Raw genomic sequence first — 21,261 nt, forward strand, 5'->3', positions numbered from 1 at the left:
AGGGCAGCTCAGTCGTCGCCCCCGTCGTCATCGTCGTCCCCGTCTTCCCAGGTCCGACCGGGCTTCTCCTGCTGGGGTTTGTCCGCCTTTCGCGGTGGCTCGGCCGTCTCCCGCGCCGGAGTCGTGGGACTGGGCGTCGCTTCGGCGGGGGCCGGGGGAGGGGGTGTGGTGCTGGACGGGGTGATATCGGCCACTGTGCCGGCGGCCGGAACGGTGGCCGCCGGGTCCGTGTCCGCCGCCGGAGCGGAGGAGAGGGGCGAGGCGGAGCCCTCGGACGGTGCGGCGGCGGGGCTGCTCGTGGAGGGCGACGCGTCGGGCTCCGTGCCCTCCGTCGCGGTGTTGTCAGGGGAGAACCACAGCATGCCGGCGAGCATCGCGGCCGCGAAGAGTGCCGCGGCGGCGACCGTCGCGGCCGCTCTGCGCCGGTTGTCGGGGGCGGCCCGGGGCGCGGCGCGGCGCGCCCGCCCGGCCTGGGGCGTCCGGCTGGTGCGCAGGCCGGGGGCGCCGGGCAGCGCGTACGTGGCCGGGTCGCGGGTCTCGGTGGCCGGATACGGGCTCGGTGCGGCGGACGTCACCGGGGGCGCTGCCTCCGGCAGCGGCTCGGGCAGCCCCCGCCAGGCACCGGCGGCGAACCATTCGGCGGTCCGCTGGGCGGTGGGCCGGTCCTCGGGCTGCTTGGCGAGCAGGCCGAGCAGGTAGTTCTCGAACGCCGGCGGGAGTCCGGCGACACCGAGCTCGCGGGGCGGTACGGGCACGGAGTCGAGGTGCTGGTGGAGGAGCGCGACGGCGGTGTCGGCCTGGAACGGCGGCCGACCGCTGAGGAGTTGGTAGAGCAGACACCCCAGGGAGTACATGTCGGAGGCCGGACCGGCGGGCTGGCCCAGGGCGCGTTCGGGCGCCAGGTAGAGGCCGGTGCCGACGATCTGGCCGGTGGCGGTGAGCGCGGCCCCCGGGTCGTCGAGGAAGCGGGCGATGCCGAAGTCGCCGATCTTCAGGGTGCCGTGGGCGTCCAGCAGGAGGTTGGCGGGCTTGATGTCACGGTGGACGATGCCCTGCGCGTGCGCGGCGGCGAGCCCTGCGGCGGCCTGCGCGGCGAGTTCGGCTACCCGCTGGGCGGGCAGCGCGCCGGACGCGGCCAGCACCCCGGCGAGGCTGTCGCCCTCGACCAGCTCCATCACGAGGTACAGCCGGTTGTCGTACTCGCCGAAGTCCAGGACACCGACCAGATGGGGGTGGTTGAGACGCCCGGCGGTCTGGGCCTCCAGACGGAACCGGGAGGCCGCCGTGACATCGGTGTCCTGGGGCAGCAGCAGCTTGACCGCCACGGCTCGGGCGAGCGTCTCGTCGTACGCGCGCCAGACCTCTCCCATTCCACCGCGCCCGATCTCAACATCCAGCCGGTAGCGGCCCGCTAGCAGCACTCGTCCTCGTCTCATGCGTATGGGAAGGTACGTCGCCGCAGGCCGAACTCCCCGTTTTGAGGCGGGGGTTGGCGGGGTGACGCGCAGCCGACCCAGGATACTGGCGCCGCGTGACCACTGATCTCCGCGGCGGTGTCGAGGGCCGGTACGGTCCCGGAAATCCGGGAGCGGAGACGTCGCCCGGCGGGGTGATGCGCGATGCGCGCGGTTGCCCCTGGGCCGCGGCCGGTTGCGGCCGGCCTGATCAGGCCGCCTTGTCCGCCGCCTCTGCCCGGTCCTCCCGGCGCGGCAGCAGAGCCACCGTCAGGGCCGGTACGGCAGCGAGGGCCAGCCAGGGCACGGCGGGCGGGAGGCCGAGGTCGAGGAGGGAACCGGTGGCCGCGCTGCCGGCCAGGACGATCAGGCCGGAGACGGAGGACAGCGCGCCCGTGTAGAGGCCGATCCGGCCCTCCTCCGCCAGGTCGGGCACCCAGGCGCGGGCGGCGGGGACGACCAGCATCTGGCCCACGGTGAGCAGTACGACGAAGCCCGCGGCGGGCAGCAGCCCGGCGACACCCGTCCAGCCGGCGGGGCGCGCCGCGGCCACCACCGCGAAACCGGCCGCGATCAGCAGCAGCCCCGCCGTCATGGAGCGGCGCAGGTCCAGCCGGTCGCCCGCCCAGCGGGTCACCGGCAGCTGGGCGAACACCACCAGCACCGAGGACAGCGCGAACAGCCAGGAAAGCGGCGCCTGGGAGCCCGCCGCGCGCTGCACCTCGTCCGGCAGGGCCAGGTACAGCTGGTTGTAGGCGAGCAGGTACGAGCCGTACGCGCCGCACAGGGCCAGGAACCGGCGGTTGCGCAGCAGAAGGCGCGCCCCGCCCCGCTCCCGGGTGCGGACCCGGCCCGGGATGTGCTGCGGCATCAGCCACAGATGCCCGGCCAGGACCAGCACGAAGACCGCCGCACCGGCGAGGCACGCGGTGCGGAAGTCGACGGCGAGCAGCAACGCGCCGAGCAGCGGTCCGACGAAGGCCCCGGCCTGGCCCGCGACGCTGAACAGGGCCAGGAGGCGCGTGCGCGAGCCGTGTCCCTCCTCCTCCCAGACCACCGCCTGGCGGGCCACCTCGGACTCCACGGCCGGAGAGAACAGCGCGGCGGCGAAGCCGATCACCAGCACGGCGCCGATCACGGCCCAGCTCGCCTCCGCGTACCCGAGCCACGCGAACCCGGCGATCCGCAGCACACAGCCGGCCAGCACGACGGGCCGCACCCCGAACCGGTCGACGAGCGAGCCGCCGACCACGAACAGCCCCTGCTGGCTGAAGGTGCGCAGCCCGAGCACGAACCCGACCAGCCAGCCCGCCATGCCGATCGCGGTGCCGAGGTGCTCGGCGAGGAACGGCAGGACGGCGTAGAAACCGACGTTGAAGGCGAGCTGGGTCAGGATCAGCAGCCGCAGCAGCGGCGACAGCTCCTTCCAGAGCCGCCAGGTGCTCTCGCGGGGAGTCTTGGGCGCACGGGCGGACCGGCGGGCGGGCACGCGGGATACGGGGTCGGTCATCGTTCTTCTACCGGTGAGGTGGACACAGAGGTGGACACGGGGGCCAGGAGGGCGTCGGGGCTGTTCCGCCGCCGCTGAGGCACGACCCCCTCCCCGGGCGGCCCAGCCGGGCCCTCGGGCCGCCGGCGCCGGCGGGGCAGCCGTACGCCGCCCGCGGCCGTCACCGCGAGCGCCCCCAGCAGGGCGAGTACGGCGGCGGGGAAGAGGACGGCCCACGGGGCGCGTTCGGCGTACGGCTGGTTCTCGGCGAGCAGCAGGCCCCACTCGGGGGACGGCGGCTGGGCGCCCAGGCCGAGGAAACCGAGGGCGGCGAGGCTCAGCGCGATACCGGGCAGCCGGAGCAGGGCGTGCCGTGTCACGGGCGACAGCACGGCGGGCAGCAGTTCGTGCCAGAGCAGATACCAGCGGCCGGCGCCCAGTGCCCGGGTCGCGGCCAGATGCGTGGTCGCGCGTTCCTGCCGCAGCAGGGCGGACGTGTGGGCGGCCAGCGGGGACCAGGCCACGACACCCACGGCGAACGCCGGTGTCCAGGGCCCGCTGCCCGCGACGCCGGCGACGAGGAGTCCGGCCAGGACGGGCGGCACGGCGCTGACGGTGTCGACCAGGGGCCCGGACAGCCTCGGCAGCAGCCCCAGCAGCAGCCCCACGAGGAGCGCGGCGGCGCTCACCGCGAGGGCGATGCCGAGGGTGGTCAGCGCGCCGTGGGAGACCCGGGCGAGGACGTCCCGGCCGAGCGCGTCCGTCCCGAACGGATGCGCCGGGGAGGGGGGCCGCAGCCGGGCCAGGGTGTCCAGGGCGAGCGCGTCACGGGGCAGGCCGAAGCCGATGACGCCGGCGAGCAGCGCCGCGTACAGCAGGGGCAGGGCGCGGCGCCCGGACGGGCCGGTGGCGTGCAGGGAGTGCAGGGCGCCGTCGCGCAGCGCGGGCCCGATGAGCAGCCGGGCCGCCACTCGGGCGAGGGCCCCGGCGACGGCCGCGACCAGGACGAGGGCGAGGGTGCCGGTCTGCAGGACGGGCAGGTCCTGGGCGAGCGCGGCGTGCAGGGTGAGCCGGCCCAGCCCCGGGATGTCGAAGATCTGCTCGACGGCGACCGAGCCGCCGGTCAGGCCGACCACGAACAGGCTCAGGTTGGGCAGCAGTCCGGGCACGCAGCGGCGCACCGCCTGCAGCGCCACGGACTTCGGCGGGACACCGCGTGCCGCGGCGGCCAGTGCCCACGGCTCGGCGAAGGCGCCGGGCAGCAGGTCGTCCAGCATCCGTCCGAGGATCGCCCCGGCGGGCAGGCCGAGGGCCAGTGACGGCAGCACCATCCACCGCGGCCCGTACCAGCCGAGAGCGGGCAGCCAGCCCAGCTGGACGCCGATCACCGAGGCCAGCACCGAGGCGACGAGGAACTCGGGCAGCGCGGCCGGCACGGCCGACGCCGTGCCGCCGGTGCCGTGTGCCGCGAGCCGTCCCCGCGAACCGAGCCGGAGTGTGCGGGCGCACACCGCGGCGACGGTGCCCGCCGCGACCACGAGGGCCCCGGACACCAGCAGCAGCGAGGCGCCGAGCGACTGCAGGACGCCCGGCAGCACCTGGCCGCCGGACACCCACGAGGTGCCGGCGTCGCCGTGCAGCAGCCCGCCCAGCCAGCGGCCGAGCAGCACCAGCGGGCCGTCGTCCAGCCCGAGTTGTTCGCGGATGGCGCGCAGCGTCTCGGGCGTCGGGTCACGGTCGGCCGAGCGGGCCTTGAGCACGGTCAGCGCCGGGTCCGTGCGCGACAGCCACGGCAGCAGGCCGATCGCGCCCACCAGGGCGGCCATCAGCACGGCCCGCCACAGCAATGTCGGGGCGCCGCCCCGGGCCAGGACGCGCAGGGCGGCGAGGCCCTTGGCCAGGGGTGAGTTCGAGGTGTTCAGTGTCGTCCCCGTGTGCTCAGGCGAAGGGAATCTCGAAGTGCACCACGCCGCTGCCGCCGCCGGGCACTTCCTCCCGCTCGTCGCACACCACCTTGCCCAGCGTCCGCCACAGGCTCATCGCGCCGGGCGAGTGCGGATACGTGTGCAGATAGACGGACCGGTAGCCACCGTCGGCGCGGGCGAAGTCGACCAGTCCCTCGACCAGCCGCCGGGCCAGTCCGCGCCGCCGGTGCGCCGGGCCTACGTACAGCCGCCGCAGTTGTGCGGTCTCGCCCGAGGGGTACCGCTCGGCCAGCCAGCGCGGATTCGGCGGATGAGCCGGCCCGCGCGCGTCCAGCGCCCCCGTGGCCGCCACCGTCCCGTCCCGCTCGTCCACGGCCACCAGGAGGGTGTGCCGAGGCGGTTCGACGTAGAAGAGCACCGGGTCGATGATGTCGGCGTGCCAGCGCGGCACATAGCCGGTGTCGAAGTCGCGGTACACGGCGTCCAGCATCACCACCCGCGCCCCGTCGATGTCCGCAGGCGTGGCTTCCCTGATGCTGTAGTCATGCATTTGCGCATCATATGCAAATCACATGAACGCTCCTTCGGGGCCCGCTGATGAGATGCCGGGGGCCGCTGGTGTGATGTGGCTCAGTACGCCCCCTGCACCACCGGCGTGCCCTGGACCGTCCTGACGCATCCGGTCCAGGCGTCCGCCGCCGCCCTGGAGCACTACCGCGGCCTCTTCCCCGAGGGCAACGCCCGCGAGACGCAGCCGCCCGGGAAGCGGCGCATCGCCGGGGACAGCCATCGGTGGTGGTGATTCGCCCGGCTGTGCGGCACGGGTGCCGGGTCGGCTCAGCCCTGGGACGGAGCGAGCACCACGAAGTCCGCCTTCGCCGGGTCGAGACAGACGGCCAGCCGGCCGACGCCCTCCATGTCCTCGGGCCCCATCTGCACGGTGCCGCCGAACTCCCTGACCTTGGCCACGGCGGCGTCGCAGTCGTCGACGGCGAAGACCGGGTGCCAGTACGGACGTCCGTTCGTCAGATCCAGGTCCTCCGGGCGGAGTTCCATGAGGCCGCCGTGCATCCGGTCCTCGGGCAGTCCGGCGGGGGTGATCAGGGTGTACACGCCCGCGTCGCCCGGTAGCGGCATGTCGCTGAACTGCCAGTCGAAGAGTCCGCCGTAGAACTGCCTCGCGGCGGCCGCGTCGGTCGTCATCAACTCGGTCCAGGACAGCGAACCCGGCTCGTCGACCAGCTCGAGGCCCTTGGTCGTCCCCGGCTGCCAGACGGCGAACTGGCCGCCCTGCGGGTCGGTGTACTGCGCCATCCGGCCCCATTCCTCGAGGTCCATCGGCGCGACGCGCACGGTGCCGCCCGACTGCTCCACGGCCTTGGTCGTGGCGTCCGCGTCGGCGACGCTGAAGTAGAGCATCCAGGCCGAGCGCGCTCCCTGCTCGGTGAGTTTGCCGAGCCCAGCGACGATCTTGCCGTCCTTCCGGAACATCCCGCCCTCGAAGTCCTCGCTCTCGCCCATGGACTCGTAGTCCCACCCCAGCACGGCGCCGTAGAAGGCGGCGGCGGTCCGGACGTCCGGAGCGCCGAGGTCGAGCCAACAGGGGGAGCCGGGGGCGAACTCCGTGGTGATCATGGCGATGCTTCCCTTCCGCAGGTCCTGGGTGCCCAGCGTGACACCGGGCACTGACAAGCGCCCGTCGGCCGCTCTCCGATGGGGGAACCATCGGGCGCGGCCGTGGAATCATCGGGGCCGTCGAAAGGTCCGGATGGTCGCGCGACTCCGTGGAGTGAGGGTGGTGGGTGGACATGGTGGCCGGCTGGGAGTGGGACGACACGTTGTTCGCGGGCACGGCCGCCTACTACGAGCGGGGGCGGCTGCCGTACGCCGCCGGGCTGGCGGACGCCCTCGCCGGGGAACTGCGGCCCGACGGGGAGGGGCGCCTCCTCGACGTGGGCTGCGGGCCCGGCACCATCGCGCTGAGCCTCGCGCATCTGTTCGGCGAGATCGTAGGGGTGGACCCGGACGCCGGGATGATCGCCGAAGCCGGGCGCGGGTCCGCCGGCCGGGGTGTGGGCGCCAAGTCCCGTTGGGTGCGCGCGCGGGCCGAGGACCTGCCCGCGGGGCTCGGCACCTTCGATGTCGCCGCCTTCGGGCAGTCCTTCCACTGGATGGACCGCGACCTGGTGGCCGCGACCGTCCGCGACATGCTCCGGCCCGGCGGGGCCCTGGTGCACATCGCGGACCTGAAGACGGAGCCCTGGACCGTCGACGGCATGCCGCACCCGGCGGTCCCCTACGCGGGGGTGGACGATCTGGTGAAGCGGTACCTGGGGCCGGTGCGGCGAGCGGGCCGCGGGGTGCTGCCGCAAGGGACACCGGGCGCGGAGGACGAGGTGCTCGCCCGGGCGGGCTTCGCCGGTCCCCGGCGTCTCGTCGTGCCCGGCGGGCAGGTGCTGGAGCGGACCCACGACGATGTCGTCGCCTGGGTGTTCTCCATGTCGTTCTCGGCACCGCACCTCTTCGAAGGGCACCGGGACGCCTTCGAGGCGGACCTGCGGCTGCTGTTGCGCGAGGCCGCGCCGTCGGGCCGGTTCTCCGAACGGGCACCGAGCACGGAGGTCTTCGTCTGGCGCAAGGGCCCGGCCGCCTGACTCGGGTGCCGCGTCGTCAGTGGACGGACATGCCGCCGTCGACGTAGACCGACTGTCCGGTGACGTAGGCGGATGCCGGGCTCGCCAGGAAGACGGCCGCGCCCGCGAAGTCCTCGGCCAGGCCGTTCCGCCCGATCAGCGTGCGGTCGGCGAGGGCGGCCACCTTCTCCGGATCGGACGACAGGCGCTTGTTGAGCGCTGTCATGACGAAGCCCGGCACCAGGACGTTGCAGGTGACGCCGCGCGGCGACCAGGCCTCGGCCTGGGAACGCGCCAGCGACTCAAGGCCGCCCTTGGAGGCGCCGTACGCGCCGCTCTGCACGAACGCGCGGTGTGCCTGCTGCGAGCTGATGTGCAGGATCCGTCCGAACCCGCGCTCCGCCATGCCCGGGCCGAAGCGCTGCCCCAGCAGGAAGGGAGCCTCCAGGTTGACGGCCATGGTGAGGTCCCAGACGTCCTCGGTGAGTTCGTCCATCGGCGGGCGCAGATTGATCCCGGCGCTGTTGACGAGGATGTCGGGCTCCCCGAACGCCTCGACCGCGCGCTCGGCGGCCGTCCGCACACCTTCGCGCGTGCTCAGGTCCGCGCTGACCCACGCGGCGCGGCAGCCCTGAGCCGTCAGCTCCTCGACCGTCGCGGTCAGTCCGGCCTCGCCGCGCGCCACGACCACCACGTCGGCGCCGGCACGCGCGAGGGCGCCGCTGATGGCGCGACCGATGCCGGAGCTGCCGCCGGTGATGACCGCGACGCGGCCGTCCAGGGAGAACAACTCGGAGAGATACGTCTGCGTCGCCGACCGGGTGGCCTGTGTCGTCATGATCCGACACTCTAAGCGGATGGATCACAGGGGAAGCCGGCGGGACAGGACGGACCACACGCGTCACCACCCCGAACGGCATCCGCGCGGAAAGGCGTCCTGGGGGACCGCCGTCAAGGCGACGCTGCACTGTCTGACGGGGTGCGTGATCGGCGAGATCCTCGGCATGGTCATCGGCACCGCGCTGGCGTGGAGCGATGTGCCCACCATGGGTCTGGCGATCGGGCTCGCCTTCCTCTTCGGCTACTCGTTCACCCTGGTCGCCGTCCTGCGGACCGGCCTCGGCCTCAAGGCCGCGATCAAGGTCGCGCTGGCCGCGGACACAATCTCGATCGCGGTGATGGAACTCGTCGACAACGCGATCATCGCGCTCACCCCGGGGGCGATGGAGGCCCAGCTCACGGACGGACTGTTCTGGTCCGCCCTGCTGGGCGGCTTCGCGGTCGCTTTCCTGATCACGACACCGGTCAACAAGTGGATGATCGGCCGGGGCAGGGGCCACGCGGTCGTCCACACCCACCACTGACGCGATGTCACCGGTCCGGTGCGAAGACGGCGCGGGAGACTCACCCGCGGCCGGTGAGCATGCGTACCTGCCCGGCGGGGAGTTTCGGCCACCAGTGGTGGTAGCGGCGGTAGACCTCGGGTTCGCGGTCGGTCAGGAAGCCTGTCAAGGACGCGGCCTCCTCCGCGAGACCCTCCCATGTGGTGCGCGCCAGGTCGTGGAACGCCGTGGCCTCGATGCCGCCGCCGATCGCGCGCCAGACGCCGGCGACCTGGCCGTCGACCAGCAGGGTGGGCAGGACGTCACCGTTCACGCGGATCACCAGACGGCGATAGTCGGGGGGGATCACGCGGCTGCGGTCGGCGTGGGCCAGCAGGACGCTGTCCCACATGGCCATGAGCCGTGGGGGTGCCGGAGTGTCCGCCGGTGGGCGCGGGGCGTCCGGTACGTCGAACAGGACCGTTCCGTCCGGTCCGCGGAGCTGTTCCACCGTGTCGCAGAGGGCGAGCAGCGTCTGCCGTACCGGCTGCCGTGGCAGCATGGCGAACTGAGCCACGTCCGCCACCGACGCCGGTCCGAAGCCCCGGAGATAGCGCAGCACGAGCTGCCGCAGCGCCTCCGCCGCCGACGTCCGGCCCGTCGGAGCGGGACCGGTCCGTGCCGCGACGAACGACGCCCGGGTGCCGAACGACCAGGGACCGCCGGTCGGGAGGTGGAGCAGCGGCGCGTACCCCTTGAGCCCCCACCACGCGCCGGCCTTCTTGTCCGCGCCGACCCGCTCCTCCAGCCATGCCTGAACCTCCGCGGCCGTCCGCGGCCGGTCGGCGAAGTCCAGCAGCTCCGGGACGAGTGCCTCGCCGTCGGCCGGTGTGAGCCCCGCGGCGGCGAAACGGTGGCCGAGCCGCGAGGCGTACAGCGTCTGCTGCATCGCCTCACGGAACACCTGGTAGTCGTCCGCGTGGACCGCGTGCAGCGTGATCCGCATCAGGGTCGCCTTGACCACCGCACGCCGCGCGAAGGCCTCGTCCAGTTCGGCCGGGGAGAAGCCGGCCAGCCGGTTCCACAGCGCCACGTACGGCGAAGCGGCATGTTGCGCCTGGAGCGCCACCACTCGCCGCACGGCCTCCCCGGCCGCCATCGCTTCCCGGCTCAGCAGCAACTGACGGCCGAGGGTCGCCCGGTTGAGTTCCCGCGCGGTGATGTCCACGCCGGGGATTCTGCCTTGGCCCGACCGGAGGCACAGATTCCAGGGAAGTGGCCTGGATCACATGGATCGGATTGAGTGCCGGGGCCGGGCGATTTTCGTACCCATGGGTGAAAGGGCGGGGCCGGATGCGAAGATGAGGCGCCATGACAGCTGGGTGGTGTGCTCGCGCGACACGGGCCGCGGTGTTCGCGGCCGTCTGTGTCGTGCTCGCCGCCCTCGGGCACGTCATGATGTCCGGCGACCATGTGCCTCTGTCGACCCTGGTGGCCGGCTGGGTCGCGACGGGTGCGGCGGGCTGGTGCCTCGCGGGCCGCGAGCGCGGCCTCCGGCTGGTCGTCGCCGTCTCAGTGATCGTCCAGACCGGACTGCACTCGGCGTTCTCGCTCGTGCCGCCACCGGCTGCCGGGGCAAGGGGTGGCACGGACTCCATGGACATGTCCTCCATGGGGGACGGCATGGGATCCATGGGGCACGACATGGGTGCCATGTCCCACCACATGGGGCATACCGGGCACGTCCCGGACGGTGACTCGTCCCTCGGGATGCTCGCCGCCCACCTGCTGGCCGCGCTGTTGTGCGGTCTGTGGCTGGGCCACGGCGAACGGGCCGTCTTCCGGCTGCTGCGCGCCGTGGGCAGCAGGCTGGCCGCGCCGCTGCGGCTTCTGTTCGCCCTGCCCGCACCGCCGCCACCGCCCGTGCGTGCGAGGCGCTGGTCCTCCGACCGTGCGCCGCGTCTTCTCCTTCTCGTCCACGCGATCACCTCTCGAGGACCGCCCGCGGGGGCCGCTGCCGCCTGACGGCAGCCGGCAGTCCCGGGGCGGCACTCGCGCGTCCCGGTCTCGGTCCCGCGTCCGTACGTCACGCCGTACGGACGCGGCCGTATTCCCCGCTCACCGGGCCCCACGCGCGTTTCGTGTGCCCCCGGAATCCCGAGAAGGACACCAGGTGATCACTCCTGCCCTGCCCCTTTCGTACGAGAGAACTCCGTCGGCCGACGAGTCGATAACCGCCTGGGCGCTGGCCGCCCGCGGCGGCGACTCCGCGGCCGTCGACCACTTCGTGCGGGCCCTGCACCGTGACGTCATCCGCTACGTCGCCCATCTGTGCGCCGACCCGCAGGCCGTGGACGATCTGGCGCAGGACACGTTCCTGCGGGCGCTCGGCAGTCTGCACCGGTTCGAGGGCCGTTCCTCGGCGCGCGTCTGGCTGCTGGCCATCGCCCGGCGCGCGGTGGCGGACAGCCTCCGGTACACGGCCGTGCGCCCCCGCCCGGCCGATCTGCCGGACTGGGAGCTGGCCGCCGAGCTGGCCCAGCCGCGCGGGCTGCCCGGCTTCGACGACGGCGTGGCACTGCTCGAACTGCTGGACGGACTGCCCGAGGAGCGGCGCGAGGCGTTCGTCCTCACGCAACTGCTCGGGCTGCCGTACGCGGAGGCCGCCGTGCTGAGCGACTGCCCGGTCGGCACGGTCCGCTCCCGGGTGGCCCGGGCCCGGGCGACGCTCATGGCCTTGCTCGATGAGTCCGAGGAAACGCCGGCGCCCGCCCTGGCCGCGGCCTGACGCATCCCGGTCCCGGGTGCCCGCCGGCTCGCTCCGGCGGGCATCGGCCACCCGCGGGCGGGTCAAGTGACCTGGGTGTCGTCGTCCAGGAAGTGAAACCCGGGCCTCGGATGCATCAGGAAGTCGTGATGCGAGATGTTCCAGGCGTAGGCGCCCGCCAGGGCGAACACCACCCGGTCCCCGGCCCTGAGGTCCGCCACCGGTACCCGGCGGGCCAGCACGTCCTTCGGCGTGCAGCTGCCCCGCCAGTGTGACGGGTCCGCCCTTCGCCGCCGGTCGCGGCCAGGGGTGCGGCCAGGTGTCCACGGGCAGGACGGAGCAGGGCTGGTCGTGTCCCTTCGTAGCCGGGGTGCGCATATGGTGTGTGCCGCCCGGGACGACGGCGAACTCCTCGCCGTGGCTGTGCTTCACGTCCAGCACCTCCGTGGCGTACCAGCCGCAGTACCCGGTGAGCGCCAGCCCCGGCTCGATCCGCGGCGTCAGTCCCGGATGAGCCTCGGTGAGCCGGGCCAGCCCCTCGCTGTACGCGGCCCAGTCGAAGCGGCGCTCCGGGTCGGTGTAGTCGACGCTCACCGCCTACCGGCGGCTGACGGGCCTCTGCGACGCGCTGAGCGTCGAGGTCGCGGACCCCCGGACGGACGACGGCCAACAGGCGTTGACCGCCGCCGAACTGACGTCGGACCAGTCAGTCCTCGACGCCTTCCTGGACGCCGAGGGCACGCGCATCCACACGCGCTACGCCCACACCCCCCGCACCCGTGTCACCGCCTCACGCGCCCTGCACGACTACGCCTGGTCCATCGCCCTCCTGATGAGCGGCGTGTGGTTCCTGGAACGCCGGGTGCCCCGTATCCGGCACCGGTCGGTGCGCCTGGACCTCGCGGCCGGGGCGTACACCATCGCGCCCGAACCGCGCGTCGCCTGCCTGCCCGGCGATCCCGTCGCCGCGCTGCCGGGCGCGGTGACCGTCGCGGGCGAGGAGGCCCTGCGGGCCGAGCTGCGCGCCGCGGTCGCCGACCACATGCGCCCGCTGCTCACCGCCCTCGGACCCGCCGTGCGCCGTGGTCCTCGCGCCCTGTGGGGCATGGTCGGCGACGACCTCGTCTCCGGGATCTGGTACCTGGGCCGGACCCTCGGCCGTGAGGAGGACGCCGTACGCGCGGCGACCGCGCTGCTCCCCGAACCCGTCAGCCCCTACCCCTCGGGAGCGGACTTCCGCCTGCTGTCCGGCACCGACGGCCGCCGTCACACGACCCGCACCCGCTCCGGCTGCTGCCTCTACTACGCCATCCGGCCCGACGAGGCCTGCGGCACCTGCCCCCGCGTCTGCGACACGGAACGGCTGCGCCGGCTGGAGGAGTGACGAGCCGTCAGTCCTGCGCCTCCACCTTGCGCCAGAACGCCTCGACCCGTGCGTTGAACACCTCCGGCACCTCCTGGAAAGGCTGATGAGCCTCTCCGGGCAGGATCTCGAACTCGGCGTCCGGGATGCCGTCGGCAACCGCGCGGCCTAGGCGGGGCGGTGTGGCGAGGTCGATCTCACCTGAGAGGACGAGTGTCCGTGCGGTGATGCCGCCGAGGCGGTCGGCCGTGTCATGGCGGCCGAACCCGGCGAGCTGGCGCCGGAAGGCTTCCGTGGACTGCGGGTGCCCGAAGGCCAGCACCTCGTCGATGAGCCGGTCGACCGTGCCGTCGGCGTGGGCCCGCGGTGTGTAGATCCACAGGTAGAACGCCTCCAGCATGGCCCGCTCGCTCGGGGCTCGCTCCACCATCCAGTCCCAGAAGCGCGTCATGGCACGGAAGTAGGGGTCCGGACGGGCCGTCGTACTCATCAGGACCAGGCTGCGGACCAGGCCGGGATGCCGCAACGCCAGCTCCTGCGCGATGAAGCTGCCTCCCGAGAAACCGGTCACGTGGGCGGCCGGTATATCGAGCGCGCGCAGCAGTGCCGCGGCGTCGTCGGCCATCCGAGGCACGGTGAGGGGCCCTTCGGGCAGCGGCGTACGCCCGACACCACGGTTGTCGAAGGCGGTGAGCCGGTAGCGGTCCGAGAGTCCGTCGAGCTGCGCCTCCCACGCCTCGGCGGGGTCCCCGAGCCCCGCGATGAGCAGGACGTCGGGCCCCTGGCCCCGTCGCTCGACCCAGAGATCCACACCGTCAGCGTTGATCATGTGTCCCATGGCCGCCTCCCGTGGCGGTGACCCGTGTCTTCACCCTTGTGCCGGCGCGATGTTCTGGTTGGCGTGGAACAGGTTGTCCGGGTCGTAGGTCCGTTTGACCCGGGCGAGCCTGTCGTAGTGGTCGCGGTACGTCGCCCGGACCCGCTCCTGGCCCTCGCCCGTCCCCATGAAGTTCACGTACGCGCCGCCCATGGAGTACGGGTGCAGCTCCTCCTGGTAGTCGACGCACCACTGCCTGATGGCGTCGGCGTTGACCGGATCGGGGTCGACACCGGCGAAGACGCCCGACCAGACCGCGTCCCGGTAGCTCCAGGCCGTGTCGTCCGGGCCCATCCGGTGGGCCGCCCCGTCGACCGGGTAGAGGTGCATCAGCGAGAGCTGGGTGGGGTTGTTCTCGCCGTACTTGAGGTGCACGTCCAGGGCGGCGTCCGGGATGTGGTCGAAGAAGTCGCCGCGCCAATACCACTGGTAGCCGGTCGGGATCAGTTCGTCGAACATGCTCTGCAGCCCGACGTAGGGCATCGGTGTCGTGAAGTGGAAGGCCGGCGGTCCGGCCTCGTTCACCACGGACAGCGTCTCGTCGAGCCCGTCCAGGTCGCCGGTGAGGCACCACACGATGCCGCACACCTTCTGGTGGTGGAGTTCCTCGGGGAAGGGCGGGCCGGGCGGGACGACGAAGACGTTGAAGAAGCCGTACACGTCCTCGGGCGCCCGCGGGAGGAACTCGCGGTACCACGCCAGCGCCTCGCGGGTGTGATCGACCGGCCAGACGGTCACGCCGACCCCGACCGTGTCCACCGGGTGCAGCCGGTAGGTGAGGGAGGTCGCGATGCCGAAGTTGCCGCCGCCTCCGCGCAGGGCCCAGAAGAGGTCCGGGTGCTCGTCCGCGCTGGCGGTGACATAGCTGCCGTCGGCCAGCACGACGTCGGCGGCGATCAGGTTGTCCGCGGTCAGGCCGTACTTGCGGGTGAGATAGCCGTGTCCGCCGCCGAGGGTCAGGCCTCCGACCCCGGTCATGGAGATGATCCCGGTCGGGGTGGCCAGGCCGAAGGCGTGCGTGGCGTGGTCCAGGTCGCCGAGCTGAGCGCCACCGTCTGCCTGTGCGGTCCTCGCCGCCGGGTCGACACGCACCCCGCGCATCGGCGACAGGTCGATGGTGACGCCGTCGTCCACCAGGCACAGGCCCGGGCCGCTGTGCCCGCCGCCCCGCACGGCGAGCTCCAGGCCGTGATCGCGGACGTAGGCGACCGCGGCCATGACATCCGCGGCGTCGGCGCACCGCACGATGGCGGCGGGATGCTTGTCGATCATCGCGTTGTAGATCTTGCGGGCCTGGTCGTACTCCGCGTCCCGTGGGCCTATGACCGGTCCTCGCAGCGTGGTCCGCATGTCTTCCAGGGTGGCGCTGTTCATGACGATCTCCTCGGGACGCGTGCCCGTGCTGATATCACCAGCGTCCCGCCGACCACGCGGCTGTGCATGTCCGGCGGGGAGTCGCGCCCGGCTGTCCGCGGATTCAGGTGGATCTCACCGTGTTCGACGGGCGGGTGGTCTTCGAACGCTGAGCCGCCGGCCGGCCACCCGGCACACGGCGTAGACGCCGAAGGAGATCGTCGTGACGTAGGGGCTGATGGGGATGCTGCTGCCCAGCGCGAGCAGGACGCCGCCCTCGATCGAGGCCACGGCGAACAGCACGCTCAGCAGGGGCAGCAGCACCGGCGACGCGGTGACGCGCGCGGCGGCAGCGGCCGGGGTGACGACCAGGCTGAGCACCAGCAGCGCGCCGACGACCTGCACCGACAGGGCGACCGCGAGCCCGAGCACCAGCATGAAACCGAAGGACAGCGCCCGCACCGGCACCCCGCGCGCCTCGGCCACGTCCGGGTCGGTGCTGGCGAAGGCGAGCGGACGCCACATGACCGCAAGGGCGGCGAGCACCAGCACGGACGTGCCGAGCAGCCACGACAGCTGCGGGGTGTCCACGGCGACGATCTGCCCGGTGAGCAGCCCGAACTTGCCGGCCGCGCGGCCCTTGTAGAGGGCCAGGAACAGCACGCCCAGGCCCAGCCCGAACGGCATGATGATGCCGATCACCGAGTTGCGGTCCCGGGCCCGCGTCCCCAGCACCCCGATGGCCCCGGCGGCGAGGAGCGAGCCGGCGATCGACCCGGCCACGATGTTCACGCCCAGCAGCAGCGCCGCCGACGCGCCCGCGAAGGACAGTTCGCTGATGCCGTGCACCGCGAACGGCAGGTCCCGCATCAGCACGAACACCCCGGCCAGCCCGCCCACCAGCCCCAGCGCCACGCCCGCGACGAGGGAGTCGCGGACCAGGGCGAGGAGTTCGCCGTAGTCGGTGAAGTCGAAGATCTGGTGCCAGATCCCGGCGGCGAGCGTCATGCGCGCACTCCGTCCGTCTCGTGCGACTGCTCGGGATGGTGTGCCGGTGCGGCCGGTCCGTCGGGCGCGCCCGCGACCACCACCCGGCCGCGCACCCGTACGACGTCGACCTGCGTGCCGTACAGCAGGGACAGCGACTCGGAGGTCAGCACCTCGTCCGGGATGCCGACGCGGTGGCCGCCGGGGGCCAGGTACAGCACCCGGTCGACCATGCCCAGCACCGGGTTGATCTCGTGCGTCACGAAGACCACCGCCGTGCCGTGGGAGCGGCGCCGGGCGTCGATCAGCTCGGTGACGGCCCGCTGGTGGTGCGGATCGAGCGACAGCAGCGGCTCGTCGCACAGCAGGAGCCGCGGGTCGGTGGCCAGGGCCTGCCCGATGCGGACACGTTGCCGTTCGCCGCCGGACAGCATGCCGAGCGGGACATCGGCGTAGGCCGCCGCCCCGACCGCCTCAAGGATCTCGTCGACCCGGCGACGGACCCCGCCGGTGCGCAGCCTTGGCCCGAAGCGGTGCCCGTCGATGCCGAACCGCACGAGGTCCCGGGCACGCAGCATGGCCTGGGCGGACAGCGCGGCCTGCTGCGGGACGTAGCCGATCTCCCGGGCGGCGTCGCGCGCGGGGCGGCCGAGGACGGACAGCGTCCCGGCGGACAGCGGCCGGCGGCCCAGCAGCGCCCGTACGAAACTGGTCTTGCCCGCACCGTTCGGCCCCAGCACGGCCAGGAACTCCCCGGCCCGGACGTCGAGATCGAGGCCGCTCCACACCTCGCGGGCGCCGTACGACAGGGCCGCGCCGCGCAGACTGACGACAGGAACGCCGTCCTGCCCGGATATCGCGGTCACTTGGCCAGCGCGCCCGCGAGCGCGTCGACGTTGGCGGTCATCCAGCCGAGGTAGTCCTCGCCTTTCGGCAGGGTCTCGGTCACGGGCACGGCGGGGATGCCGGCCGCCTTGGCCGCCGCCTCGGTCTTCTCGGTCTGCGGGCCGGAGGTCTGCTCGTTGTAGACGAGTGCCTCGACCTTCCTGCCGCTGAACAGCGCCAGGTTCTCCCGCAGGACCCGCGGGGAGACGTCGTCGCCCTCCTCGATCGCCTCGCTGAACGCGGCGGGAGTGCGGTTGACGAGTCCGCAGGCCTCCGTCATGTACAGCGGCACGGGCTCGGTGATCGCCACGCCCGCGCCGCCGTGCTCCTTCTTGATGCGGGCCTCCTTCGCCTCCAGGGGCGTGAGCCGGGCCTTGAAGTCGGCGGCGTTCTTCTTGAAGTCGGCCGCGTCGGACGGGTCGGCCCGGGTAAGGGCCGCCGCTATGCGGTCGGAGACCTTGGCGACGGTGGGGAAGTCGTACCAGACGTGTTCGTTCAGCTCGCCGCCCTTCGGCGCGGTCCTGCCGGAGACCTTCACCGCGTCGATCACCTGGGCGGAGTCGTTGTGGCCGCCCTTCAGCATGCGGCCGACGAAGTCGTCGTAGCCGCCGCCGTTCTCCACCACGACCTCGGCCTTGGAGAGGGCGAGCTGGTTCTGGGGGTCGGCCTCGTAGGAGTGCGGGTCCTGGTCGGGGTCGCTGATGATCGAGGTGACATCGACTCTGTCGCCGCCCACGTGTCGCGCGATGTCGCCGTAGACGTCGGTGGAGGCGACCACCGCGACACGGGCCGGCGTGCTCTCGGCGTCGGCGGAGTCCGACGAGCTGCCGCAGCCCGCGAGAAGGGCCAGTGACGCGCTGGTCAGCAGCGCCAGGCGGCGGGGTGTGGACAGGGGCATGGCTCCTCCAGGACGGATGTGCACAGGGGTGTTCTGGAGCACCACGCTAGATGGGAATGAATGTCAAAAGCGGATTCCGGCCGAAGTCATGTGAAAACCATTGCCAACTGTTGAAGGATGGATCTGGACTGGAAATCCAGTGAATCGCCGCGACCTTCGGACCGGTCTGCGAAGTCGTGCCGCGCGACCGCCGGAACCCGGAGAAGCCGCCCGTGAGCTCGGCACCACCGCCGTGATCGTCATGCTGGAGGACGCCCCGCCGTCCAAGCGGGCGGCCACCGCCGCGGACGCGATGCGGTTCGCCTTCGAACGCCTGACGCTTCGCCGAGCGCTGGGGAAACGAGGCCTGAGCGGACGTTCTTCGGTGGCGGCCCCGGACGGCCGGGCGGACGATTGAGGGGTAGGAGGCCGGCCGCCGACGGCGGCGTCCAGGGCCGCCGGGGAGGCCGGCCCCCGGCCGCGGTGCGCCGCGGCCGGAAGGGAGCGCGTCATGTTGGAAGTGAAGACACTCGACAAGCCGGACGAGCGGCGTGATTTTCCCCGTGGCCACCTCGAAGCCGTCCACATGACGGAGCTCGACTTCGCCGTGGCGACCTTCGAGCCCGGTTGGCGCTGGTCCGAGTCCGTGGGCCCGATCGCGGGCACCGACACCTGCCAGATGCACCACAACGCCTACATGCTTCAGGGCCGCATGCACATCCGCATGGACGACGGTGGTGAGACCGAGGTCGGCCCCGGCGACGTCTACGTCTGCACGCCCGGCCACGACGCCTGGGTGGTGGGCGACGAGCAGGTCGTGGTCTACGACTTCCAGGGGCAGTCGGCGAGGGAGTTCGCGAAGAAGTAGCGCCCGTCACACCGGCAGCAGCCGTGCCACCAGCGCGCTGAGCTGCCGGATATTGCGGCACTCGTACATCTCGACCAGCTCGGCGTAGACCGGCGCGACGGAATCGCCCGTGCCCCACAGGGAGCGCTGCTCGGGGTTCAGCCAGTAGACGCGGCGTGCCCGTTCGGCGATGCGCCGTACGGCGGGCGGATTCGGGTCGCTCCGGTTCGTCCGGGCGTCGCCGAGGACGAAGACGGTCGTGCGCGGACCGACGGCGTCGGCGTACACCTCGGCGAACTCACCCAGCGCCGTGCCGTAGTCGCTGCTGTCGTGCCACTCGGTGAGGGTGGCCTCCGCCCCTATACGGGCACTGAGGCCTTCCGGGTCCGCGGTGCCGTGCCGAAGAAGCGCGGTCACCTCGTCGACCCGGTTGACGAAGGCGAACACCCGCACCTTGCTGAACTGGTCGTGCAGAGCCTGAACCAGCAGCATCGTGAAGTCCGAGAAGCCGGACACCGACCCCGACACATCGCACAGCAGCACAAGTTCCGGGCGGGCGGGGCGGCGCCGGCGCAGCACCGGCTTCATCGGCACTCCGCCCGTCGACAGCGAACCGCGCAGGGTCCGGCGCAGGTCGATCGTGCCCCGGGAGGCGCGGCGGCGCCGGGCCGCGAGCCGGGTCGCGAGCTTGCGGGCGAGCGGCTGGACCGCCCTGCGCAGCTCGGCCAGCCGGGCCTTCCCGGCGAACAGGAAGTCGACCCGGTCGGCGGTCGGGGCCACCGCCCGCCGGGCGATCTCGTCCCGGTCGCGCCGCTCGGCGACCCGGCGCCGCGCCTCCGCGGCCACCAACGCGCGGAAGCTGTCGATCCGTCGCCGGATCTCGTCCTCCAGCAGCCGGTCGGCGAACCCCGAACTCCCGCCCTGCCCGCGCACATCGTCGCGGACCCGGGCGAGCAGGGTCTGCGGGCGCAGCCGTTCGAGCGCCTGGTACGACGACCAGCCGTCCGACTCCGGCGAGGAACCGTAGCCCCCGAAACCGTCGACGGCCTCGACCGCCAGCCGGCCCAGCAGCACCTGGTCGTCGGCGGCGAGTGCGGCGGCCAGCCGGTCACGCAGGTTCTCCCTGCCCGCGGCCTTCTGCTCCGGGGCGCCCACACCGCGCGGGAAGTACAGGTCGAAGACCGGGTCGAACACCTGCCGTTGCCCGGTGCCGTGCAGCAGCGTCGCCGCCAGACCCTCGCGCAGCAGCTCCCGGTCGAAGAGACCGAGCGCCTCGATCGCCTGCCCAGCGTCGACCGTCTCGCCGGTGCCGATCCGGATGCCGTGCGCGCGCAGCGCCCCGACCAGGGACGTCAGCCGCTCCGCGACGCCCGGGCCCGACGGGGTGGTCACAGCGCGTCCAGGTCGAGCTTGGCGCTCGCCTTGAGGATGTCCTCCTGATGCTTGAGGAGTACGCCGAGGCTGGCCCGCACGACCGTCTCGTCCAGGGTTCCGGCGCCCAGCGCGAGCAGGGTGCGCGCCCAGTCGATGGTCTCGGCGACCGACGGCACCTTGCGCAGGTCCATCGCCCGCAGCGCGCCCACGACCCGGACGACCGAGCGGGCCAGTGCCTCGTCGAGCCCCGGCACCTTCAGCCGTACGATCCGGCGCTCCAGCTCCTCGTCCGGGAAGCCGATGTGGAGGAAGAGGCAGCGTCGGCGCAGCGCCTCGGACAGCTCCCGGCTCGCGTTGGAGGTGAGAACGACGAAGGGGCGGCGCGTCGCGGTGATGGTGCCCAGCTCGGGCACGGTCACCTGGAAGTCGCTGAGCACCTCCAGGAGCAGGCCCTCCACCTCGACGTCCGCCTTGTCGGTCTCGTCGATCAGCAGCACCTTCGGGTCGTCGCCCCGGATGGCGGTCAGCAGCGGCCGGGTGAGCAGGAACTCCTCGCTGAAGATGTCCGTGCGCGTCTCGTCCCACGACTCGTCGCGGCCCGCGCTGATGCGCAGGAGCTGCTTGGCGTGGTTCCACTCGTACAGCGCCCGGGACTCGTCGACCCCCTCGTAGCACTGCAGGCGCACGAGCCGCGCGTCCGCGACCTCGGCGACGGCCTTGGCCAGCTCCGTCTTGCCGACGCCGGCCGGGCCCTCGACCAGCAGCGGCTTGCCGAGGCGGTCGGCGAGGAAGACGGTCGTGGCGACGGCGGGCGAGGCGAGATACCCCGTCCCGGCCAGACGCGCGGAGACGTCGTCGACGGATGTGAACAACGGGGCCTCCAGGTCAGCGGCGAAGACGAGGCCACTATCTAAGCGCTTGTTCAGCCAGGATGTCACGGGGGTTCCCCGTCTCGTTCGTCACGCCACCGCGACCGCCACCGCCCCGACCGCCGGAGTGACCACCCCCGTGACCATCAGGATCAGCCCTTCCGCCCCCCAGCCCCAGCACCTGCCCCGGACCGGCCCCCGCGAGACGCTGCTGCCCGAACTCCCGGACCCGGTAACCG

General features: G+C 72.8%; 22 protein-coding genes and 1 pseudogene. 8 read left to right on the top strand and 15 right to left on the bottom strand.

Annotated features, from left to right (window positions below):
• Positions 1 to 8: 8 nt before the first annotated feature.
• From ACFZBT_RS28080 to ACFZBT_RS28095, 4 genes are all read right to left on the bottom strand, one after another.
• A complete protein-coding gene (locus ACFZBT_RS28080) occupies positions 9 to 1,421 on the bottom strand; it encodes a protein kinase (protein WP_391109065.1) in 1,413 nt (470 codons plus the stop codon).
• A 244-nt stretch (positions 1,422 to 1,665) separates the two neighbouring features.
• Complete coding sequence (locus ACFZBT_RS28085; protein ID WP_391108921.1) at positions 1,666 to 2,964, bottom strand: MFS transporter; 1,299 nt, start codon at positions 2,962 to 2,964, stop codon at positions 1,666 to 1,668.
• Positions 2,961 to 4,769 carry an ABC transporter permease subunit gene (locus ACFZBT_RS28090; RefSeq protein WP_391109068.1) on the bottom strand — a complete coding sequence of 603 codons (1,809 nt, stop codon included), beginning with the start codon at positions 4,767 to 4,769 and terminating at the stop codon, positions 2,961 to 2,963. The genes ACFZBT_RS28085 and ACFZBT_RS28090 overlap by 4 nt, the downstream gene beginning before the upstream one ends.
• Positions 4,770 to 4,881: 112 nt before the next feature.
• Positions 4,882 to 5,418, bottom strand: a complete 537-nt coding sequence (locus ACFZBT_RS28095; protein WP_391108922.1) for a GNAT family N-acetyltransferase — start codon at positions 5,416 to 5,418, stop codon at positions 4,882 to 4,884.
• Positions 5,419 to 5,493: 75 nt separating this feature from the next.
• On the opposite strand from ACFZBT_RS28095, the gene ACFZBT_RS28100 reads away from it, so the two are divergent.
• Positions 5,494 to 5,670: a hypothetical protein gene (locus ACFZBT_RS28100; protein ID WP_391108925.1), complete on the top strand. Its 177-nt coding sequence runs from the start codon at positions 5,494 to 5,496 to the stop codon at positions 5,668 to 5,670.
• A 35-nt stretch (positions 5,671 to 5,705) separates the two neighbouring features.
• On the opposite strand, the gene ACFZBT_RS28105 is transcribed toward ACFZBT_RS28100, so the two are convergent.
• Positions 5,706 to 6,503 (bottom strand): VOC family protein, encoded by a 798-nt coding sequence (locus tag ACFZBT_RS28105; RefSeq protein WP_391108928.1) that lies wholly within the window; start codon positions 6,501 to 6,503, stop codon positions 5,706 to 5,708.
• A 173-nt stretch (positions 6,504 to 6,676) separates the two neighbouring features.
• Between ACFZBT_RS28105 and ACFZBT_RS28110 the strand changes: the two genes are divergently transcribed.
• Complete coding sequence (locus ACFZBT_RS28110) at positions 6,677 to 7,522, top strand: methyltransferase domain-containing protein (RefSeq protein WP_391109071.1); 846 nt, start codon at positions 6,677 to 6,679, stop codon at positions 7,520 to 7,522.
• A 16-nt stretch (positions 7,523 to 7,538) separates the two neighbouring features.
• Here the strand turns inward: ACFZBT_RS28110 and ACFZBT_RS28115 are convergent, their stop codons facing one another.
• On the bottom strand, positions 7,539 to 8,339 hold the full coding sequence (locus ACFZBT_RS28115; RefSeq protein ID WP_391108931.1) for an SDR family oxidoreductase: 801 nt from the start codon (positions 8,337 to 8,339) through the stop codon (positions 7,539 to 7,541).
• A gap of 19 nt (positions 8,340 to 8,358) precedes the next feature.
• Between ACFZBT_RS28115 and ACFZBT_RS28120 the strand changes: the two genes are divergently transcribed.
• Positions 8,359 to 8,865 carry a DUF4396 domain-containing protein gene (locus ACFZBT_RS28120; RefSeq protein ID WP_391108934.1) on the top strand — a complete coding sequence of 169 codons (507 nt, stop codon included), beginning with the start codon at positions 8,359 to 8,361 and terminating at the stop codon, positions 8,863 to 8,865.
• 40 nt (positions 8,866 to 8,905) lie between these two features.
• On the opposite strand, the gene ACFZBT_RS28125 is transcribed toward ACFZBT_RS28120, so the two are convergent.
• Complete coding sequence (locus ACFZBT_RS28125) at positions 8,906 to 10,051, bottom strand: DNA glycosylase AlkZ-like family protein (RefSeq protein ID WP_391108937.1); 1,146 nt, start codon at positions 10,049 to 10,051, stop codon at positions 8,906 to 8,908.
• A gap of 143 nt (positions 10,052 to 10,194) precedes the next feature.
• On the opposite strand from ACFZBT_RS28125, the gene ACFZBT_RS28130 reads away from it, so the two are divergent.
• On the top strand, positions 10,195 to 10,848 hold the full coding sequence (locus ACFZBT_RS28130; RefSeq protein WP_391108940.1) for a hypothetical protein: 654 nt from the start codon (positions 10,195 to 10,197) through the stop codon (positions 10,846 to 10,848).
• 148 nt (positions 10,849 to 10,996) lie between these two features.
• Positions 10,997 to 11,611 (top strand): sigma-70 family RNA polymerase sigma factor, encoded by a 615-nt coding sequence (locus ACFZBT_RS28135; protein ID WP_391108942.1) that lies wholly within the window; start codon positions 10,997 to 10,999, stop codon positions 11,609 to 11,611.
• Between the two features lie 62 nt (positions 11,612 to 11,673).
• Here the strand turns inward: ACFZBT_RS28135 and ACFZBT_RS28140 are convergent.
• Positions 11,674 to 12,184, bottom strand: a pseudogene (locus tag ACFZBT_RS28140) (type III PLP-dependent enzyme); the annotation flags it as partial.
• A gap of 34 nt (positions 12,185 to 12,218) precedes the next feature.
• On the opposite strand from ACFZBT_RS28140, the gene ACFZBT_RS28145 reads away from it, so the two are divergent.
• The gene (locus ACFZBT_RS28145; protein ID WP_391109074.1) at positions 12,219 to 12,974 is read left to right on the top strand and encodes a (2Fe-2S)-binding protein; all 756 of its coding nucleotides are present in this window, start codon (positions 12,219 to 12,221) and stop codon (positions 12,972 to 12,974) included.
• Between the two features lie 7 nt (positions 12,975 to 12,981).
• Here ACFZBT_RS28145 and ACFZBT_RS28150 read toward each other — a convergent pair whose 3' ends face one another.
• The 5 genes from ACFZBT_RS28150 to ACFZBT_RS28170 form a co-directional block, all read right to left on the bottom strand.
• On the bottom strand, positions 12,982 to 13,791 hold the full coding sequence (locus ACFZBT_RS28150; protein ID WP_391108946.1) for an alpha/beta fold hydrolase: 810 nt from the start codon (positions 13,789 to 13,791) through the stop codon (positions 12,982 to 12,984).
• A 30-nt stretch (positions 13,792 to 13,821) separates the two neighbouring features.
• Positions 13,822 to 15,204, bottom strand: a complete 1,383-nt coding sequence (locus tag ACFZBT_RS28155) for an FAD-binding protein (protein WP_391108949.1) — start codon at positions 15,202 to 15,204, stop codon at positions 13,822 to 13,824.
• Between the two features lie 114 nt (positions 15,205 to 15,318).
• Positions 15,319 to 16,191: a metal ABC transporter permease gene (locus tag ACFZBT_RS28160; RefSeq protein WP_391108952.1), complete on the bottom strand. Its 873-nt coding sequence runs from the start codon at positions 16,189 to 16,191 to the stop codon at positions 15,319 to 15,321.
• Entirely contained in the window at positions 16,188 to 17,036 is an 849-nt protein-coding gene (locus ACFZBT_RS28165; RefSeq protein ID WP_391108955.1) for an ATP-binding cassette domain-containing protein, read from the bottom strand. Before ACFZBT_RS28165 ends, ACFZBT_RS28160 begins: the two co-directional genes overlap by 4 nt.
• Positions 17,033 to 17,953 (bottom strand): metal ABC transporter solute-binding protein, Zn/Mn family, encoded by a 921-nt coding sequence (locus tag ACFZBT_RS28170; protein WP_391108958.1) that lies wholly within the window; start codon positions 17,951 to 17,953, stop codon positions 17,033 to 17,035. The genes ACFZBT_RS28165 and ACFZBT_RS28170 overlap by 4 nt, the downstream gene beginning before the upstream one ends.
• 139 nt (positions 17,954 to 18,092) lie before the next feature.
• On the opposite strand from ACFZBT_RS28170, the gene ACFZBT_RS28175 reads away from it, so the two are divergent.
• Together ACFZBT_RS28175 and ACFZBT_RS28180 are read left to right on the top strand one after the other, a co-directional pair.
• The gene (locus ACFZBT_RS28175) at positions 18,093 to 18,350 is read left to right on the top strand and encodes a hypothetical protein (RefSeq protein WP_391109088.1); all 258 of its coding nucleotides are present in this window, start codon (positions 18,093 to 18,095) and stop codon (positions 18,348 to 18,350) included.
• A gap of 93 nt (positions 18,351 to 18,443) precedes the next feature.
• Positions 18,444 to 18,800, top strand: a complete 357-nt coding sequence (locus ACFZBT_RS28180) for a cupin domain-containing protein (protein WP_391108961.1) — start codon at positions 18,444 to 18,446, stop codon at positions 18,798 to 18,800.
• A gap of 6 nt (positions 18,801 to 18,806) precedes the next feature.
• Here the strand turns inward: ACFZBT_RS28180 and ACFZBT_RS28185 are convergent, their stop codons facing one another.
• Complete coding sequence (locus tag ACFZBT_RS28185) at positions 18,807 to 20,171, bottom strand: VWA domain-containing protein (protein WP_391108964.1); 1,365 nt, start codon at positions 20,169 to 20,171, stop codon at positions 18,807 to 18,809.
• Positions 20,168 to 21,025: an AAA family ATPase gene (locus tag ACFZBT_RS28190; protein ID WP_391109077.1), complete on the bottom strand. Its 858-nt coding sequence runs from the start codon at positions 21,023 to 21,025 to the stop codon at positions 20,168 to 20,170. Before ACFZBT_RS28190 ends, ACFZBT_RS28185 begins: the two co-directional genes overlap by 4 nt.
• Positions 21,026 to 21,261: the final 236 nt, after the last annotated feature.

It is taken from the genome of Streptomyces sp. NPDC008137 (assembly GCF_042957035.1).
Lineage (GTDB): Bacteria > Actinomycetota > Actinomycetes > Streptomycetales > Streptomycetaceae > Streptomyces.

Coding starts and splice junctions, on each gene's coding strand:
- ACFZBT_RS28085 (WP_391108921.1), bottom strand. CDS start 2,964: ATGACCGACCCCGTATCCCGCGTGCCCGCCCGCCGGTCCGCCCGTGCG.
- ACFZBT_RS28090 (WP_391109068.1), bottom strand. CDS start 4,769: ATGGCCGCCCTGGTGGGCGCGATCGGCCTGCTGCCGTGGCTGTCGCGC.
- ACFZBT_RS28095 (WP_391108922.1), bottom strand. CDS start 5,418: ATGCATGACTACAGCATCAGGGAAGCCACGCCTGCGGACATCGACGGG.
- ACFZBT_RS28105 (WP_391108928.1), bottom strand. CDS start 6,503: ATGATCACCACGGAGTTCGCCCCCGGCTCCCCCTGTTGGCTCGACCTC.
- ACFZBT_RS28110 (WP_391109071.1), top strand. CDS start 6,677: ATGGTGGCCGGCTGGGAGTGGGACGACACGTTGTTCGCGGGCACGGCC.
- ACFZBT_RS28115 (WP_391108931.1), bottom strand. CDS start 8,339: ATGACGACACAGGCCACCCGGTCGGCGACGCAGACGTATCTCTCCGAG.
- ACFZBT_RS28120 (WP_391108934.1), top strand. CDS start 8,359: ATGGATCACAGGGGAAGCCGGCGGGACAGGACGGACCACACGCGTCAC.
- ACFZBT_RS28130 (WP_391108940.1), top strand. CDS start 10,195: ATGACAGCTGGGTGGTGTGCTCGCGCGACACGGGCCGCGGTGTTCGCG.
- ACFZBT_RS28150 (WP_391108946.1), bottom strand. CDS start 13,791: ATGGGACACATGATCAACGCTGACGGTGTGGATCTCTGGGTCGAGCGA.
- ACFZBT_RS28155 (WP_391108949.1), bottom strand. CDS start 15,204: ATGAACAGCGCCACCCTGGAAGACATGCGGACCACGCTGCGAGGACCG.
- ACFZBT_RS28160 (WP_391108952.1), bottom strand. CDS start 16,191: ATGACGCTCGCCGCCGGGATCTGGCACCAGATCTTCGACTTCACCGAC.
- ACFZBT_RS28170 (WP_391108958.1), bottom strand. CDS start 17,953: ATGCCCCTGTCCACACCCCGCCGCCTGGCGCTGCTGACCAGCGCGTCA.
- ACFZBT_RS28180 (WP_391108961.1), top strand. CDS start 18,444: ATGTTGGAAGTGAAGACACTCGACAAGCCGGACGAGCGGCGTGATTTT.